Below are 16,212 nucleotides of genomic sequence, written 5' to 3' on the forward strand. Positions count from 1 at the left end.
CAAGGTCATGAGCAAGCAATCTAACGCCAACATCCTCTGGTTCCTGCCGACCCACGGTGACGGCCGTTATCTCGGCACCGGTATCGGTGGCCGCGAGGTCAATTTCAACTATCTGCGCCAGATCGCGCAGGCCGCCGATCAGCTCGGCTATTTCGGCGTGCTGTTGCCGACCGGACGTTCCTGCGAGGATTCCTGGATCGTCGCCTCTTCCGTTGCGCCGTTCACGGAACGGCTGCGCTATCTCGTGGCTGTGCGCCCCGGCCTGCAATCGCCGAGCGTGGCCGCGCGCATGACGGCGACGCTCGACCGCGTCACGAACGGCCGGCTGCTCGTCAACGTCGTCACCGGCGGCGATCCCGTCGAGAACAAGGGCGACGGCATCTTCCTCGGCCATGACGAGCGCTATGAGGTCACCCGCGAGTTCCTGAATGTCTATAGCGACCTGCTCGCCGGAAAGACGGTGAATGTCGAGGGCAAGCACATCCACGTCGAGGGCGGCAAGCTGTTGTTCCCGCCGGTGCAGTCGCCGCGTCCGCCGCTCTATTTCGGCGGCTCGTCGGATGCGGGCATCGACGTCGCCGTCGACGCCGTCGACAAATACCTCACCTGGGGCGAGCCGCCGGCTCTGGTGGCCGGGAAGATCGCGAAGGTGAGGGACGTCGCGGCCGCGCGCGGCCGAAAACTCTCCTTCGGCATCCGCCTTCACGTGATCGTCCGCGAGACCAACGAGGAGGCCTGGCGCGCCGCCAACGAGCTGGTCAAGCATGTCAGCGACGACACCATTGCGCTGGCACAGAAGAATTTTGCCCGCATGGACTCCGTCGGCCAGCAGCGCATGGCGCAGCTTCATGGCGGCAAGCGCGACAGGCTCGAGATCGCGCCGAACCTGTGGGCCGGTGTCGGCCTGGTGCGCGGCGGCGCCGGTACCGCGCTGGTCGGCGATGCCCAGACCGTGGCGGCCCGCATCAGGGAATATCAGGACATCGGCATCGACACCTTCATCATGTCGGGCTACCCGCATCTGGAGGAGGCCTATCGCTTCGCCGAGCTGGTGTTCCCGCTGCTGTCGCTGGAGCAACCCTCCAACGTGACCAGGCTGCACTTCAACGGCGGTCCCTTCGGCGAAACCGTCGGCAGCGACTTCCGTCCGCAGCATCGGGTGTCGCAGTCATGAGCCTGATCGACAGCGCCTCACTCCCGCGCAGCTTCCGACTGCCGCGCGTCGAGGGCCTGATCCAGTGGATCGTGCCGCTCGCCATCATCGCGGTCTGGCAGGTCGCGAGTGTCACCGGCTTCGTGCCGACGCGGGTGCTGCCGGCGCCGAGCGACGTCGTGCTCGCGGGCTGGAAGCTGCTGCTCTCCGGCGAGCTCGTTCGCAACATCTGGGTTTCGTTCTGGCGCGCCTCGATCGGTTTTTTGATCGGCGGCGGCATCGGCTTCGCGTTCGGCCTCGCCAACGGCCTGTCGCAGCTTTCGGCCAGGCTCACCGACACCACGCTTCAGATGGTGCGCAACGTGCCGCATCTGGCGCTGATCCCGCTGGTCATCCTCTGGTTCGGCATCGACGAGAGCGCAAAGCTGTTCCTGGTGGCGCTGGGTGTGTTCTTCCCGATCTACCTGAACACGCTGCACGGCATCCGCACCGTCGATCCGCAGTTGATCGAAATGGGCCGCATCTACGGCATGACCGACGGCGAATTGTTCCGCCGCGTGATCCTCCCGGGCGCGCTGCCATCGATCTTCGTCGGCATCCGCTTCGCGCTCGGCATCATGTGGCTGACCCTGATCGTAGCCGAGACCATCGCAGCGTCCTCGGGCCTCGGCTACATGGCGATGCAGGCGCGCGAGTTCATGCTGATCGACGTCGTCGTGCTCTCGATCCTGATCTACGCCCTGCTCGGCAAGCTCGCCGACAGCGCCTCCCGCGTGCTGGAGCGCCTGACGCTCTCCTGGCATCCCGCTTTCCAGAAACGTTGAGAATGACATGCAGACAGCGCTTCGCACCTCCCTCCCCGAAACCGAGCTCGCCAGCCGCGCACATTTCGCGCCTCACGCCCGCGTCGTGCGCGAGGAGCGGCCGGCGCAGGCTAGCGGCCTGCCGCTGAGCATCCGCGGCTTGCGCAAATCCTTCGGCGACAACGAGGTGCTGCGCGGCATCGACCTGCACATTCCCGCCGGCCAGTTCGTCGCCATCGTGGGCAAGAGCGGCTGCGGCAAGAGCACGCTGCTGCGTCTCATCGCGGGCCTGGAGAAGGTCGATGCCGGCAGCATCAGCTTCGGCAGTGAAGTTCAGCCCGAGGACATCCGCGTGATGTTCCAGGAGCCGCGGCTGCTGCCCTGGGCGCGTGTCCTTGCCAATGTGGAGGTCGGCCTCGGCCGCGATCGTTCGTCCAGCGATGCGCATGCGCGCGCCGAGAAGGCGCTGACCGAGGTCGGGCTTGCCGACAAGCGCGACCAGTGGCCTTCGGTGCTGTCGGGCGGCCAGAAGCAGCGCGTCGCGCTCGGCCGCGCGCTGATCTCCCGGCCGCGCGTGCTCGCCTTCGACGAACCGCTTGGGGCGCTCGACGCGCTGACCCGCATCTCGATGCAGCGTCTCTTGGAGCGCGTCTGGCGCGATCAGGGTTTTACCGCGATTCTCGTGACCCACGACGTCGCCGAAGCCGTTGCCCTGGCCGACCGGGTGCTGGTGATCGAGGACGGCCGCATCGCCCACGACGTCACGGTTAACGCAGGCAGGCCACGCCAGCGCGGCTCCGCCGAGCTTGCCGGCCTCGAAGGCTCGATCCTGGGCCACCTGTTATCGGCGGATGATCATACCTAAATACAGAGGGAACCCCGCCTCGGGGAGCCATGCCATGAATGTAGTGCCCCGCGATCTCATGACCGAAATCCCTGTCTCGTCCGCCGATTTTCGCGGCGCCATGCGCCATCTCACCGGCGGCGTCAGCGTCATCACCGCCGGACGGGGCAAGGACATCACCGGCATGACGGTGACGTCGGTGACCTCGCTGTCGGTCGAGCCGCCGACATTGCTGGTCAGCATCAACCGCGACGCCTCGTCCTTCCCGCTGATCCGGCGTCACAGTGCCTTCGGCGTGAACATCCTCAATGCCGACCAGCTCGACGTCGCCGAACGCTTCGCCGGCAAGGCCGGGCTGAAGGGCGCCGATCGCTTCGCGGGCGCCAGATGGGTGACGGGAATCTCGGGCGTCCCGCTCCTGGCCGACGCGCTCTCGGCGTTCGATTGCGAGGTCGAGGAGATCATCGAGCGGCATTCGCACGGCATCGTCATCGGCCGCGTCAGGGACATCAGGAATTCGACCCGCAGCGCTGCGCTGGCCTATTGGCACGGCCAGTATGTGGCGGTCGATCAGGACGAGGATGCGGCAAGGCTTGCCGAGGTCAGCGTTCCCTCGCGCGGCCGGCGCGGCATTTGATCGCCGCCCGCCACGCTTCCCGCAGGCTGGCCTTTTCCGCGTCATCGCTCTAGAAGCGCCTGAGCCTCCCGTGTCGGGACGGCAATGGAGTGGAACGATGAAGCGCGTCGCGACCCTGGCCTTCTACGCCGTCGGCGCGCTCGCGATCGCCTATCTCGCGCTCTACGCCTATGCGGCGTTCCGCGGCGAGCCGATCATTCCCGGCGATCCCATCCACATCTTCCGCAAGCCGGACGCGCCGAGTTATTCGTAGGGCGAATGCGCGCGCGTGGTTGCGCGCCGCTCTCTCTTCGTCATGGCCGGGTCAAGCCCGGGCATGACGGCGGAGTGTGTAGCTACCCCTTCAAAATCGCCAGTGCCAGCGCCTGTGCGCGCGGCACGATGCTGTCGAGCTCGAGATATTCCTCCGGCGTATGCGCGAGCCCGCCGACCGGGCCGAGGCCGCAGATGGTCGGCGCTCCGACCGCGGCGGTGAAGCCGGAATCGGCGCAGCCGCCGGAGAACTCGCCCTGGAGCGTGGTGAGGCCGGCCTGCCGTGCCGCGGCCTGATAGTTTTCGAACAGCGCCTTCGACTCGGCGCTCTGCACCACCGGCACGAACTCGCCCTTGATCGCCAGCGTCGCGCTGGTGCCCGGCACGTAAGACGTCGCAATGATTGCCTCGATCGCGGCCATCACCCTCGCGCGGTCCGCCGGATCGACATAGCGCAGGTCGATCTGTCCCTCGGCGTAGGGCGCCGTCGTGTTGACGGATTGGCCACCGGAGACGAGGCCGACATTGAGCGTGATGCCCTTGTCGAGATCGGTCAGCGCGTGGATCTGCACGACCTTGTGCGCGAGCTCGCCGATCGCGCTGACGCCGGCGGCGAAATTGGCGCCGGAGTGCGCGGCTTTGCCGGTGATGGCGACATGCATGAAGATGCCGCCCTTGCGGCCGGTGACGACATTGCCTGTGGGGCGGCCCGGCTCGGAGTTGAACACCGCGCGGGCGGCGCGGCCCTCGCGCTCGATCACGGGCCGGGAGGAGGGCGATGCGATTTCCTCGTCCGAGGTGATCAGCACCTTGATCGGATGCGGATTGCCGCCGAATTTGTGGAAGGCGGTGGCGACGAACACGTTCATGACGAGGCCGGCCTTCATGTCGGCAACGCCGGGGCCGTAGGCTCGGCCATCACTGATGGTGAAGGGGCGGCGCGCGGCCTCGCCCTTGCCGAACACCGTGTCGCGGTGTCCCATCAACAGCACCGGTCGCTCATTGCTGCCGGGTTTCGCCACCTCGGCGTGGATCGCATCGCCGAAGGTGGCGTTGTTCTCGCGCCGGAACGGAATGCCGTGCTCGGCAAAGTGCCGCTCGAACCGCGCACCGACTGCATCGACGCCGTCCTTGTCGTACGACCCGGAATCGATGTTCACGACGTCGCGTAGCAGATCGATCATCGCCTGCCGCTGCGACGCCAGCCAGTCCGTGATTTGAGCTTCAGACATTGTCACCTCGCGTGGTCCTTACCGCGGTTATAGGGCCTGGCGTCGACATGGCCTAGTCACGTGGCGCGGTCCCGTTATGCGAAGGATGCTCTTGAGGCCCGTCATTGCGAGCGCAGCTCCCGTAGCCCGGATGAGCGAAGCGATATCCGGGGTGCCACGGCGTCGGGGCAGTCCCGCATGTCGCTGCGCTCATGCGGGCTACGGCGGCGTCATCTGTGGACACAAGAAAATGCCCGGGACACGGCCCGGGCATTCGCATCATCAATATTGGCGGGGGCTCACGCCCCCATCACCGGCATGCGCGGATATTCGCCGGGCGTTCCCGCCGGCGGGATCGGGATGCCGCCATCGGCGTATTCGTTGAGCTTGTTGCGCAGCGTGCGGATCGAGATGCCGAGGATGTTGGCGGCGTGGGTGCGGTTGCCGAGGCAGTGCTTCAGCGTCTCCAGGATCAGGTCGCGCTCGACGTCGGCAACGGTGCGCCCCACAAGCGCCCGCGTCACCTGCTCGGCGGCCATCGTGGCATGCGCCACGGCCGGTGCGGTCTTGGCGAGGTCGAGGCGGTCGCCGTCCGGCGTGATGATGGCGTCGGGGCCGATCTCGTCGCCCTGCGCCATCAGCACCGCGCGGTGCATGGTGTTTTCGAGCTCGCGGACGTTGCCCTGCCAGCGGTTGGCGGAGAGCACGCGGCGGGCTTCTGCCGAAATGGGGCGCAGCGGCACGCCGTTGGCCTCGGCATATTTCTTCACGAAGTGCTGGGCGAGCTCCAGGATGTCGGCGGGACGCTCGCGCAGCGGCGGGATCTTCAGGTTCACGACGTTGAGGCGGAACAGCAGGTCCTCGCGGAACGTGCCTTCGCGCACGGCTTCGGCCAGATTGCGGTTCGAGGTCGCGATGATGCGGATGTCGACGGCGACAGGCTTGGTGCCGCCGACGCGGTCGATCACGCGCTCCTGGATGGCGCGCAACAGCTTCGATTGCAGGCGGACGTCCATCTCCGAGATTTCGTCGAGCAGCAGCGTGCCGCCGGTCGCCTCTTCGAACTTGCCGATGCGACGGGCGACGGCGCCGGTGAAGGCACCCTTCTCGTGGCCGAACAGTTCGGACTCCAGGAGATGCTCCGGGATCGCGGCGCAGTTGATCGAGATGAACGGACGCTTGGCGCGCGACGAGCGGGTGTGGACGTAGCGGGCCAGAACCTCCTTGCCGGTGCCGGATTCGCCGGTGATCATCACCGAGGCGTCGGAGCCTGCGATCTGCTGCGCGAGCTTGATCACGCGTGCCATGGCGTCGTCGCGATAGACCAGCTCGCGGGAATCGTTGGCGACCGCGGCCAGCACCGCGGCGATCAGCTCCGGCTCCGGCGGCAGCGGGATGTATTCCTTGGCCCCGGCATGGATCGCGGCAACCGCGGCGCGGGCGTCGTTGGTGATGCCGCAGGCGACGATCGGGGCGTGGATGTGCTCGGCCTCGAGCCGCATCACGAGGTCGCGGATGTCGAGGGCGACGTCGACCAGCAGGAGGTCGGCGCCCTTGCCGCCGCGCAGCACGCGCATCGCCTGGTCGTGATCCTCGGCATGGGTCACGGTGGCGCCGTTCTCCATCGCGATCTTGGTGGCGGTGGTGAGCTGGCCCTTCAATGTGCCAACGATGAGAAGCCGCATGTCAGTCTCCTGTCCGTCTGTTCGCGCTGCCGCGCGTCATGTCCTGCGCTGTTAGCCGCGTTCGGTCTTGATGATTTCGGTCATGGTCACGCCGAGCTTGTCCTCGACCAGGACGACTTCGCCGCGGGCGACCAGCTTGTTGTTGACGTAGATGTCGATGGCCTCGCCGACGCGGCGGTCGAGCTCGAGCACGGTGCCGGGGCCGAGCTTCAAGAGCTCGCTCACGTCCATCTTGGAGCGGCCGAGCACGGCCGAGACCTGCACCGGAACGTCGAACACGGCCTCGAGGTCGGCGGCGGCGCGCGCCGCATATTCGTCCTCGTTGTAGCCGACGTCGGTGCCGGCAGGCGGCATCGGGCCGTTGAGATCGGGCAGCGGGACCTGTCCGTCGGTGTTGCTCATGGCTTAATCCCCCCTGCGGGACGCGATATAGCGTCCGACCATTTCGTCGATCTTGGCCGCGATGGCGCCGCGCTCCAGCACGACGCCGCCATCGGCCCATTCGATCCGGCAGTCGCCGGTGGCAATTTCCGGCTCGGCCAGGATCACCAGCCGGCCCTCGAAGCCGCTCTGCTTGGCGAGCCGCTCGATCTTCTCGCGCGCCGCCTCGTAGAGCGCGTCGTTGATACGGACGACGAGATGCGGCGTCGCGACCAGATGAGAGAAGCAGTCCTTGACCAGCGCTATGACCTCGCCGAGCGGCTCGGCGGCGACCAGATCGGCGCACAGCTTGCGCGCCACCGCGACCGCGACGTCGACCGCCTCGGTCTCCATCTTGGACTCGATGTTGCCGATGCCGGAGGCGATGCCCCGGATCGCGATGTTGATCTCTTCCATGGCCAGTGCGACGCGGCGGTCGCTCTCGGCCTTGGCTTCGCGCTGGCCGGCGGCAAAGCCGTCCTGATAGGCGCGCGCCTCGGCTTCCGCGACCTTCTGGGCGATCTCGGCCGCGGTCGCGGCCTTCTCGCGCGTCGTCCGCTCCGGCGCCGCGAAGTCGGTGTCGAACAGGAATTTTGCGGGAGCTGCCATCAGTACACCAGCTCGTCGTCGGCGCGGTTCTTGGTCAGCATGATCTCGCCCTTGGCGGCGAGGTCCTTGGCGAGATTGACCAGCAGCGCCTGGGCCTCGTCGACGTCGCGCAGGCGGACCGGGCCCATCGCCGCCATGTCGTCCTGGAGCATCTTGGCCGCGCGCGAGGACATGTTGCCGAAGAAGAAGTTGCGGACATCCTCGTTGGCGCTCTTGAGCGCGACGCCGAGCTTGTCCTTGTCGACGTTGCGCATCAGGGTCTGGGCCGAACCGGAATCCAGCTTCACGAGGTCGTCGAAGGTGAACATCAGCGCCTTGATGCGCTCGGCCGATTCGCGGTTCTCCTCTTCCAGCGAGGTGATGAAGCGGGTCTCGGTCTGGCGGTCGAAATTGTTGAAGATCTCCGCCATCACCTCGTGAGCATCGCGGCGGCGGGTCTGCGACAGGTTGGACATGAACTCGGTGCGCAGGGTCTTCTCGACGCTCTCGATCACCTCCTTCTGCACCGCTTCCATCTTCAGCATGCGGTTGACGACATCGAGCGCGAGCTCCTCGGGGAAGATGCCGAGCACGCGGGCGGCGTGTTCCGGCTTCAGCTTCGACAGCACAACCGCGATGGTCTGCGGATATTCGTTCTTGAGATAGTTCGCGAGCACCTCTTCCTGCACGTTGGAGAGCTTCTCCCACATGTTGCGGCCGGCAGGGCCACGGATCTCGTCCATGATGCCGTTGACGCGCTCCGGCGGCAGGTACTGCTGGAGCAGCCGCTCGGTGGCGTCGAAATTGCCCATCAGCGCGCCCGAAGCCGACATGCGCGAGACGAATTCGAGCAGCATGTCCTCCACCGTGTCGACCTCGACGGTGCCGAGCGTCGACATCTCCAGCGAGAGCTGGCGTACCTCGTCGTCGTCGAGCAGGCCCCAGATCTTGCCGCCATATTGCTCGCCGAGCGCCAGCATCAGGATCGCGGCGCGCCGCGGCCCGGACAGATGCTCGGCGCCTTTGCCGTCCTTGGCCCGGGTGCCGGCACGTTGGCCGAGCGTGGAGATCACGCTGGTGATGTCGTTCGAGTTGGCGTTTTGCAGACTGGCGGCCATGTCAGATCACTTCTTGATTCACTTGGCGTGGACTACTTGGCGTGGATTACTTGGCTTGGATCATTTGGCTGGTTCGGCCAGCCACTGGCGGATGATGGCGACGGTTTCGTTGGGGTTGCGCTCGGCGAGCTCGCCGACGCGGTGAACGGACTGGGCGTGGACCTGGCCCTGGATGGTGGCGACGTCGATCGCGCTCGCGGCGCCGCCCGGCAGGAGCGCCTGACCGGCGGCCGGGGCGGCTTCCTCCGAGGCGGGGCCGGCGAGCACGCCCGAGATGGCGGCGGCGACTTCGTCGGAGGCAAGGATCCGCTTGACCAGCGGCCGGATCACCAGGAACAGCACGACGAGGCCCAGCAGCATCATCACGCCGAGTTCGACGAAGTACATGACGTCGTCCTTGGTGAACTGGAGCATGCCGAGGAAGCCGCCCGGCTCGCCGATCGGTGCGGTGGAGGGGGCATCGGCAAAGCGCAGGTTGACGACCTCGACCTGGTCGCCGCGCTTCTGGTCGAAGCCGATCGCCGAGCGCACCAGGGCGGCAATGCGGTCGAGCTGCTCCTTGGTGCGGTCCTGATAGGCCAGCTCGCCCTTCTCGTTCTTGGAATAGATGCCGTCGACCAGCACCGCGACCGAGATGCGGTTGACCCGGCCGGCCTCGGTCACCTCGGTCTTGGTGGTGCGGGAGATCTCGTAGTTGTTGGTCTCCTCGGTCTTCTTGCTCTGGTCCTTGGCCGCGACGCCGTTGTTCTGCTGGTTGCCCGGCAGCTCGTTGTTGACGGTGACCTGGCCGTTGTTGTCGGCGGTCATGCTCTGCTCTTCGCGGGTCTGGCTCGAGCGCAGCACGCGGCCCTCGGGGTCGAACTTGTCCGAGGTCTGGGTGACCTTGTTGAAGTCGAAATCGGCCGAGAGCTGCACGCGGGCGCGGCCCGAGCCGACCACCGAGGAGACGATGTCCTCGACCTGCTTGCGCATCCGCTTCTCGAAGGAGATACGGCGCTCGTCGCCGACCGCCTGCTCCGGATCGGTCGCGGCGCCGTCGGCAAGCAGCTGGCCGGCTTCGTCGACGATCGAGACCCGCTGCGGCTTCAGCCCGTTGACGGCCGAGGCGACGAGGTGGCGGATGGCGCGGATCTGCTGGGCTTCCAGCGAGCCGCGGACCCGCACAACGATCGAGGCCGACGGCTCCGGTGCCTCACGCGAGAACAGCGGGCGCTCGGGCAGCACCAGGTGGACGCGGGCGGCCTGGATGCGGTCGATGGCGCGGATGGTGCGGGCGAGCTCGCCTTCCAGGGCGCGGAGATGATTGATGTTCTGGACGAAAGAGGTGGTGCCGAGCGCGTCCGACTTGTCGAACACCTCGTAGCCGACGCCGCCGCCCTTGGGCAGACCGCCCTCGGCGAGCTTCATCCGCAGCCGGGTGACCTTGTCCTTGGGCACCATGATGATGGAGCCCTCATTGCGAATCTCGAACTGGATGCCCTGGCGTTCCAGGTCCTTGATGATGCTGGAGGAGTCCTCGACGCTGAGGTCGGTGAACAGCGTCGTCATCTGCGGCGTGGTGACGCGCAGGATGACGAACGCGAAGAAGCCGATGAGCGCGGCGGTGACCGCGATCATCGCCCCGAACCGGGCAGCACCGATACCTTTCAGGAAGTCGACCAGACCTTGCAAGCAACCGCCCCAACAGCTTCGGCCGCTTTCACTGGAAAGGCCGACTGGGCAATTATTGCCTAGGGGATGGTTTCGATATGGTTAACGAAGATTAAGGGATCGGACAAAAGTCAGCGTCATGAAAAAAATCGGCCTCGCAGGGCGAGGCCGATTTTCATCAAAAGCCGCAGATTCCGGATCGCCTACTGGCGATATTGCTGAATGCGGGTGGTGCGAAGACCCGCCAGACCATGCTGGTCGATGGAAAACTGCCAGGAGAGGAATTCGTCGACTGTCAGGGTATAACGGCTACAGGCCTCCTCAAGGGAGAGAAGTCCGCCACGGACAGCGGCGACGACTTCGGCCTTGCGGCGGATGACCCAGCGTTTGGTGCCGGGTGCAGGCAAATCCGCAATCGTCAGCGGACTGCCGTCCGGCCCGATGACGTATTTTACCCTCGGGCGATGGGGTTCTGTCATGGCGTACTCACAAACTCTCAACCACTGAACTCACGCGGTAACCCTACGCCCGGCGGCTTAAAAATCCGCTAAGCCTAAGGCTTCAATACAATTCTCGTTGAAACTGGCTGGAACACCGCGGGCCCGGAGGGCTGGACACCATGGTCCGAGCGGCCGAGCGGGGCAGAAGGTAAATACTTTACTAACAAACAGAGCGTGCGCGTGGTGTCGCAAGGCTCTCTGAAGGCTCTCTATCGCCGTCCCGGGGCGCGCGTAGCGCGAGCCCGGGACCCATGCCCGCAGGGAGAGGTTTGACGAAGACTCGGAGTTGCCAGCTGCGCGCTACAACCACTCCCCGGGGTTATGGATTCCCGCCTTCGCGGGGATGACACTGAACTTGTGGCTGCGGTGGTCCGTCCTAATTGCTGCTGGTGGCGATGATGCTCTTCACCTGGCTCAGCGTGTAGCTGGCGCCGTCGATCGTGAGCAGCGGCGGCGACTGGGTCAGGTCGACGGATGAGACCGTGCCCTGCACCTGCGCGGAGATGCCGACATTGTTGTTCGCGACGTCCTTTCCGGTCGCCGTGATCGTGTACTTGCCGTCGGGCCATTGCGTGCCGTCATTGCCCTGTCCGTTCCAGGTGAACGGAATGTCGCTGCCGACACCGGCGGTGTATTTGCCGGTGAACACGGTCTGGCCGGCGCTGTTGGCGATCGAGATTTCGACGTTGGAGCTGGTCGGAACGTTGAGGTGCCAGGTGGCCGACGAGTTCTTCATGGTTGCGGTCGTGCCGTCGACCACGGCGGTCTTGCCGACGAAGCCCAGCGCCTGGGTCGCCTGCGTGGTCTGCTGGAGACTGACCAGCTGGGCGAGCGAGTCGTTGGTCTTGAGCTGCTGCTCGACGCCGGCGAACTGCACCAGCTGCTGGGTGAACTGGTTGGTGTCGAGCGGATCGAGCGGGTTCTGGTTCTGGAGCTGCGTCGTCAGCAGCGTCAGGAAGGTCTGGAAGTTGCCGGCGAGCGTCGATCCCGTCGACGAGGTCATCGACGTATTCGACGAGGATTTCGGGATGTCGGTGGTCCCGGAGACGACCGAGGGAGCAGTGGCGCCAGTCGTGGTGGTCATGTCTCGATACTCCTCACACTCTGATGTCGACGCCGCTGCTCGATCCGAGCATGCGGCCGTAGCCGCGCCCGACGGGCGTGGCAGGAACGGTGTCGTCCTCGCTGATGATCAGCCGGCGGGCATTGCCGCCATTGTCGTTGTTCTGGCCGGAGTTCTGGCCCGATGAATTCTGGTCGCGCAGGCTGAAGGAGAGGCCGTTGCTGCCGGTCTTCAAGCCGGCATCGTCGAGCGCGCGCTGCAATTGCGGCGCGTCCTGCTTCAGCATCGACAGCGTCTCGGGCTTCTCGACCGTGAGGTGCGAGGTGACCTGGCCGTTGCGGTCGACATTGATGCGGACATCGATGCGGCCGAGCTCGGCCGGATCGAGACTGATGTCGAAGCGGGTCTTGCCGGCGCGAATGGCGGCGGCGATCTCGATCGGCACGCCGCTGATCGGCACGGCCGTGGCGGTTGCAGCCGTCGCGGTGAGCGTCGCAGTCGATGCGGAGGCTGTCGAGGTCGTATTGGTCAGCGGCGCCTGCACCGCGGAGGCCGCCTGCGCGCCGGTGTCGCTCGGCGCGGCGATGGCCTGCGTGTCCGCGTGGGCGTGCGTGGTTGGCGTAGCCGGGGTCGCATCGGCGGCACGGTCGCCAGCACCGGCCTTGGCGTCGGTCGCCCCGGCGTCGGCCGGCGGCTTGGCGGCTTGCGGATGCGCCGCGGCGTTGGTGGTCGCGCCAGGCGTCTGCGTCGTGGCGGCGTTCGCCTTGCCTGTGTCCTGGCCGATATTGGAGACGTCGGCCTGTCCTTGCGCGGTGGCGACGGCCGTGAACGAGGCCTTCGGCGTGCCCTGGCTGGCGGCGGCGATCAGTCCGCCATTCGCCTTGGCGTCGGTTGCGGCCGGGTCGGTCGCACCGGTCGCGGCATCCGCCAGCGTTGCCGAAGTATTCGCATCGACCTTGGCTCCCGCCGTCTTTGCGCTCTTGTCGCCCGGCGTGGCGGTATCCGTCTTGGTTCCTGCGATCTGCGCCGCGGTGGTGGCGCTGGCTGCGATGCCGGCAGCGGCGATCGTCAGCGGCGAGGAGGTGGCAGCCTCGTTCGCAGCCGGATTCGGATCGGCCGGCACCACGGGCGCGGCCACGACGATCGCATTGGGATCAGGCGTTGCGGTCTGCGTTGCGTCGGACTGCGCCGTCGCCGCTCCGTCGACGGCGGCGGAAAGGCCATCGGTGCCGTCGGTCTTGTCGCCCTTGGTCTCGTCGGACGTCTCTGCCGACTTGCTGTCTGACGTCTCTGATTTGTCCTTGGCCTTGCCGGCGGCCTTGGCCGGATCGGGCGTCGTGTCGCCATTGGCAGGCCCGGAGGGATCGGTGTCGTCGCTTGCCTTGCTCGGAGGGGGCTGGTCGGCGCTGTCGCGCGCGCCTCTGTCGGGAGCGGACGACGCGGCAGAATCGGTCCGGCGCGGCGCGGTGTCCTGCGACGCCGCATTGTTGCCGATCGCCTGCGTGTTGCTGTCGACCAGCGAGCCGAAAGTGTCGTTGGCGGGGGTGTTTTTGGCGCCTTGCGAGCGCGCAGGCTTTTGCTGCGCGCTCGGTGTCGGCACGCTGGCCACTACATCTGACGTCCGACCTACCACAGGCGATCCCTCGACAACATCTTCGGACAAGGGGTAGCAAGGAGCGGGCCAGCTCCGCACGACGCAGGTTTATTAAGGAAAATCAATGTCTTGTAGAGCTCGCGCCAGTGCCGCGCAGCGCTTGCCGACCCCGCTATTTCTGCCGCCCCGGCAAGAATTGCCCTAACCTCGCCGCCGGCGTGATTGCTTCACCAAAAGCCCCCCTATATTAAAGAGGTGCTCTCAGCCGCTTTCGACCGGGCAGGCCGCCCCTGCGGGAACCAAAGTTCCTCAGGGACCGTATATGTCCCGTCAGAAGCACAGGAAATGCAGATCGCCGAACGCCGCCGTCACAACCTTGAAGGCCATGCTCAACAGTCTGGATCTCGAAGGCCGTCCGCAGGACACCAGGGTCGTCGTCGCCATGTCGGGCGGCGTCGATTCCTCGACGACGGCTGCGCTGCTCAAGGCGGAAGGCTATGACGTCGTCGGCATCACGCTCCAGCTCTACGACCATGGCGCGGCGACGCACCGCAAGGGCGCCTGCTGCGCCGGCCAGGACATCCACGACGCCCGCGACGTCGCCGCCAAGCTCGGCATTCCCCACTATGTGCTCGATTACGAAGACCGCTTCCGCGAGTCCGTCATCGACAATTTCGCGGACAGCTACGCGCTCGGTGAGACGCCGGTGCCGTGCATCGAGTGCAACCGCTCGGTCAAGTTCCGCGACCTGCTCAAGACCGCGCGCGAGTTAGGGGCCCACGCGCTCGCCACCGGCCATTACGTCGCCTCGCGCCGTCTCGACGACGGCTCGCGCGCCCTGGTGTGCGCGGCCGACGCCGATCGCGACCAGAGCTATTTCCTGTTCGCGACCACGCGCGAGCAGCTCGACTTCCTGCGCTTCCCGCTCGGCGACATGACCAAGCCCGAGACGCGCGAGCTCGCGCGGCGCTTTGGTCTCGCGGTCGCCGACAAGCACGACAGCCAGGACATCTGCTTCGTGCCCACGGGGCGCTACACCGACATCATCACCCGCCTCAGGCCGAACGCGATGGATCCCGGCGACATCGTCGACCTCGAGGGACGCGTGCTCGGCCGGCACAACGGCATCGCCAATTTCACCGTCGGCCAGCGCCGTGGTCTCGGCATCGCCTCGACCGCGCCGCTGTTCGTGCTGCGGCTCGACCCCGCCAACCGCCGCGTCGTCGTCGGCCCGCGCGATGCCTTGAAGATGCACCGCATCGTGCTGCGCGACGTCAACTGGATCGGCGACGGTGACCTCGACCGCGCCATCGGAGGCGGCCTCGAGATGTTCGTGCGCGTGCGCTCGACCCGCAGCCCCCAGCCCGCGTGGCTGCGCGGCGGCAATGGCCATTACGAGGTCGAGCTCGTCGCCGGCGAGGAGGGCGTCTCGCCGGGGCAAGCCTGCGTGTTCTACGACGCGCCCTCGGGGCAGGCGCGCGTGCTCGGCGGCGGATTTATTCAGAGCGCAGCCGCGAAGGTCGCGAGCAGCACGGCGAGGCCGTTGGCGGAAGCGGTGCGCGGCTAATCGTGACATCAGATCGCACTCTCGCGACACCGAAGGTGCGCTCCCTCTCCCGCTTGGGGAGAGGCTCAGACCGTGCGCGGGGCTGGATTTGATCTCACCAATGGCTATTACTCTCCAAAGTTTCGCGTAAGGGCAGGGGGCATGGCAGCAGACATCTCGCGGGCCGGGGTCGAGAAGGCCTATGGCCGCTGGGCACCGGTCTACGATCTCGTGTTCGGCAAGGTGTTCGACGCCGGACGGCAGTCGACGATCGCCGAGGCCGACCGCATCGGCGGCCGAATCCTCGACGTCGGCGTCGGCACCGGCCTGTCGCTGTCGGACTATTCGCGCACGACGAAGATCTGCGGCGTCGATATCTCCGAGCCGATGCTGCGCAAGGCGCAGGCGCGCGTGCGTGCGCTTCGCTTGAGCAATGTCGAAGTGCTCTCGGTGATGGACGCCAAGAATCTCGCCTTTCCCGACGGCTGCTTCGACGCGGTGGTCGCGCAATATGTCATCACCGCCGTGCCCGATCCGGAAGGCACGCTCGACGAGTTCGTGCGCGTGCTCAAGAGCGGCGGCGAACTGATCCTCGTCAACCACATCGGTGCCGAGAAGGGTCTTCGAAAACTCTCCGAGCTCGCCTTCGCGCCGCTTGCCCGCCGCCTCGGTTGGCGCCCGGAATTTCCGTGGGAGCGCCTCGTCAACTGGGCCGCAAGGCACGGCGGCGTCACGCTCGCCGAGCGCCGGCCAATGCCGCCGATGGGGCACTTTTCGCTGATCCGTTACCGCAAATCGTGATCATGCGCGCAGGGAACGGGCCGCGCGAGGTGCGCGTTTCCCTCCCATGCGCACGACATCAAACATCATCCTGGCGAGCCTCCTGATCGCCGCCTCAGGCAGCGCGATCGCGCAGGCCCCGCCCGCACCGGCGACGCCGCCGCAGCAGACCGCGCCGCCATCCCCGCAGCACGCCGCCAACTGCGCGCCCCAGGATCGCCCGAACCGCCAGGCCGACGGCACGACCACCGGCCAATCCCGGGAACTGCTCGGCGACAAATTGGCCAAATCCGACGGCGTGCTCTGCCCGCCCGCCGGCGTCGATCCCGAGATGCATGCCCCGGCCCCCGACACCGGCAGCACTACCC

The 16,212-nt window shown here is 66.6% G+C and carries 17 protein-coding genes; 8 read left to right on the forward strand and 9 right to left on the reverse strand.

Going from position 1 to position 16,212, the window contains the following annotated elements; all coding sequences use genetic code 11:
* The first annotated feature begins 7 nt into the window (after positions 1 to 7).
* The 5 genes from ssuD to GPL20_RS39125 all read left to right on the forward strand — a co-directional run bounded on the left by ssuD (position 8) and on the right by GPL20_RS39125 (position 3,690).
* Complete coding sequence (gene ssuD / locus GPL20_RS37060) at positions 8 to 1,174, forward strand: FMNH2-dependent alkanesulfonate monooxygenase (protein WP_157337424.1); 1,167 nt, start codon at positions 8 to 10, stop codon at positions 1,172 to 1,174.
* On the forward strand, positions 1,171 to 1,977 hold the full coding sequence (gene ssuC, locus GPL20_RS37065) for an aliphatic sulfonate ABC transporter permease SsuC (RefSeq protein WP_157337425.1): 807 nt from the start codon (positions 1,171 to 1,173) through the stop codon (positions 1,975 to 1,977). The genes ssuD and ssuC overlap by 4 nt, the downstream gene beginning before the upstream one ends.
* A gap of 7 nt (positions 1,978 to 1,984) precedes the next feature.
* A complete protein-coding gene (locus tag GPL20_RS37070) occupies positions 1,985 to 2,821 on the forward strand; it encodes an ATP-binding cassette domain-containing protein (RefSeq protein ID WP_157337427.1) in 837 nt (278 codons plus the stop codon).
* A gap of 34 nt (positions 2,822 to 2,855) precedes the next feature.
* On the forward strand, positions 2,856 to 3,437 hold the full coding sequence (locus GPL20_RS37075; RefSeq protein ID WP_157337429.1) for a flavin reductase family protein: 582 nt from the start codon (positions 2,856 to 2,858) through the stop codon (positions 3,435 to 3,437).
* Between the two features lie 97 nt (positions 3,438 to 3,534).
* Positions 3,535 to 3,690, forward strand: a complete 156-nt coding sequence (locus tag GPL20_RS39125; RefSeq protein WP_167533370.1) for a hypothetical protein — start codon at positions 3,535 to 3,537, stop codon at positions 3,688 to 3,690.
* 82 nt (positions 3,691 to 3,772) lie between these two features.
* Here the strand turns inward: GPL20_RS39125 and GPL20_RS37080 are convergent, their stop codons facing one another.
* From GPL20_RS37080 to GPL20_RS37120, 9 genes are all read right to left on the reverse strand, one after another.
* Positions 3,773 to 4,921, reverse strand: coding sequence for a M20 family metallopeptidase (locus tag GPL20_RS37080; RefSeq protein WP_157337431.1), 1,149 nt, complete (start codon positions 4,919 to 4,921; stop codon positions 3,773 to 3,775).
* Positions 4,922 to 5,199: 278 nt separating this feature from the next.
* Positions 5,200 to 6,585, reverse strand: a complete 1,386-nt coding sequence (gene flbD / locus GPL20_RS37085) for a sigma-54-dependent transcriptional regulator FlbD (protein ID WP_157337433.1) — start codon at positions 6,583 to 6,585, stop codon at positions 5,200 to 5,202.
* A 51-nt stretch (positions 6,586 to 6,636) separates the two neighbouring features.
* Entirely contained in the window at positions 6,637 to 6,987 is a 351-nt protein-coding gene (fliN, locus tag GPL20_RS37090; RefSeq protein ID WP_157337435.1) for a flagellar motor switch protein FliN, read from the reverse strand.
* A 3-nt stretch (positions 6,988 to 6,990) separates the two neighbouring features.
* Positions 6,991 to 7,614 (reverse strand): FliH/SctL family protein, encoded by a 624-nt coding sequence (locus GPL20_RS37095; RefSeq protein WP_157337437.1) that lies wholly within the window; start codon positions 7,612 to 7,614, stop codon positions 6,991 to 6,993.
* Entirely contained in the window at positions 7,614 to 8,711 is a 1,098-nt protein-coding gene (gene fliG / locus GPL20_RS37100) for a flagellar motor switch protein FliG (RefSeq protein WP_157337439.1), read from the reverse strand. Before fliG ends, GPL20_RS37095 begins: the two co-directional genes overlap by 1 nt.
* 60 nt (positions 8,712 to 8,771) lie before the next feature.
* Positions 8,772 to 10,382: a flagellar basal-body MS-ring/collar protein FliF gene (gene fliF / locus GPL20_RS37105; RefSeq protein WP_157337441.1), complete on the reverse strand. Its 1,611-nt coding sequence runs from the start codon at positions 10,380 to 10,382 to the stop codon at positions 8,772 to 8,774.
* Between the two features lie 182 nt (positions 10,383 to 10,564).
* The gene (gene sciP / locus GPL20_RS37110) at positions 10,565 to 10,840 is read right to left on the reverse strand and encodes a CtrA inhibitor SciP (RefSeq protein ID WP_002714638.1); all 276 of its coding nucleotides are present in this window, start codon (positions 10,838 to 10,840) and stop codon (positions 10,565 to 10,567) included.
* A gap of 397 nt (positions 10,841 to 11,237) precedes the next feature.
* Complete coding sequence (locus tag GPL20_RS37115) at positions 11,238 to 11,945, reverse strand: flagellar hook assembly protein FlgD (protein ID WP_157337443.1); 708 nt, start codon at positions 11,943 to 11,945, stop codon at positions 11,238 to 11,240.
* Positions 11,946 to 11,958: 13 nt separating this feature from the next.
* Entirely contained in the window at positions 11,959 to 13,557 is a 1,599-nt protein-coding gene (locus GPL20_RS37120; RefSeq protein WP_254124901.1) for a flagellar hook-length control protein FliK, read from the reverse strand.
* 346 nt (positions 13,558 to 13,903) lie between these two features.
* Here GPL20_RS37120 and mnmA point away from each other — a divergent pair, with 346 nt between their 5' ends.
* The 3 genes from mnmA to GPL20_RS37135 all read left to right on the forward strand — a co-directional run.
* A complete protein-coding gene (mnmA, locus tag GPL20_RS37125) occupies positions 13,904 to 15,085 on the forward strand; it encodes a tRNA 2-thiouridine(34) synthase MnmA (RefSeq protein WP_157337447.1) in 1,182 nt (393 codons plus the stop codon).
* Positions 15,086 to 15,226: 141 nt separating this feature from the next.
* Complete coding sequence (locus GPL20_RS37130; protein WP_157337449.1) at positions 15,227 to 15,865, forward strand: class I SAM-dependent methyltransferase; 639 nt, start codon at positions 15,227 to 15,229, stop codon at positions 15,863 to 15,865.
* Positions 15,866 to 15,911: 46 nt separating this feature from the next.
* Positions 15,912 to 16,212, forward strand: a 301-nt coding sequence (locus GPL20_RS37135) for a hypothetical protein (RefSeq protein WP_157337451.1), incomplete at its 3' end; no start/stop codon positions are given.

Source organism: Bradyrhizobium cajani, assembly GCF_009759665.1.
Taxonomy (GTDB): Bacteria; Pseudomonadota; Alphaproteobacteria; order Rhizobiales; family Xanthobacteraceae; genus Bradyrhizobium; species Bradyrhizobium cajani.

Bases quoted from the DNA above. Each gene is read 5' to 3' on its own strand.
- ssuD (WP_157337424.1), top strand. From the start codon at position 8: ATGAGCAAGCAATCTAACGCCAACATCCTCTGGTTCCTGCCGACCCAC.
- ssuC (WP_157337425.1), top strand. From the start codon at position 1,171: ATGAGCCTGATCGACAGCGCCTCACTCCCGCGCAGCTTCCGACTGCCG.
- GPL20_RS37070 (WP_157337427.1), top strand. From the start codon at position 1,985: ATGCAGACAGCGCTTCGCACCTCCCTCCCCGAAACCGAGCTCGCCAGC.
- GPL20_RS37075 (WP_157337429.1), top strand. From the start codon at position 2,856: ATGAATGTAGTGCCCCGCGATCTCATGACCGAAATCCCTGTCTCGTCC.
- GPL20_RS39125 (WP_167533370.1), top strand. From the start codon at position 3,535: ATGAAGCGCGTCGCGACCCTGGCCTTCTACGCCGTCGGCGCGCTCGCG.
- GPL20_RS37080 (WP_157337431.1), bottom strand. From the start codon at position 4,921: ATGTCTGAAGCTCAAATCACGGACTGGCTGGCGTCGCAGCGGCAGGCG.
- flbD (WP_157337433.1), bottom strand. From the start codon at position 6,585: ATGCGGCTTCTCATCGTTGGCACATTGAAGGGCCAGCTCACCACCGCC.
- fliN (WP_157337435.1), bottom strand. From the start codon at position 6,987: ATGAGCAACACCGACGGACAGGTCCCGCTGCCCGATCTCAACGGCCCG.
- GPL20_RS37095 (WP_157337437.1), bottom strand. From the start codon at position 7,614: ATGGCAGCTCCCGCAAAATTCCTGTTCGACACCGACTTCGCGGCGCCG.
- fliG (WP_157337439.1), bottom strand. From the start codon at position 8,711: ATGGCCGCCAGTCTGCAAAACGCCAACTCGAACGACATCACCAGCGTG.
- sciP (WP_002714638.1), bottom strand. From the start codon at position 10,840: ATGACAGAACCCCATCGCCCGAGGGTAAAATACGTCATCGGGCCGGAC.
- GPL20_RS37115 (WP_157337443.1), bottom strand. From the start codon at position 11,945: ATGACCACCACGACTGGCGCCACTGCTCCCTCGGTCGTCTCCGGGACC.
- mnmA (WP_157337447.1), top strand. From the start codon at position 13,904: ATGCTCAACAGTCTGGATCTCGAAGGCCGTCCGCAGGACACCAGGGTC.
- GPL20_RS37130 (WP_157337449.1), top strand. From the start codon at position 15,227: ATGGCAGCAGACATCTCGCGGGCCGGGGTCGAGAAGGCCTATGGCCGC.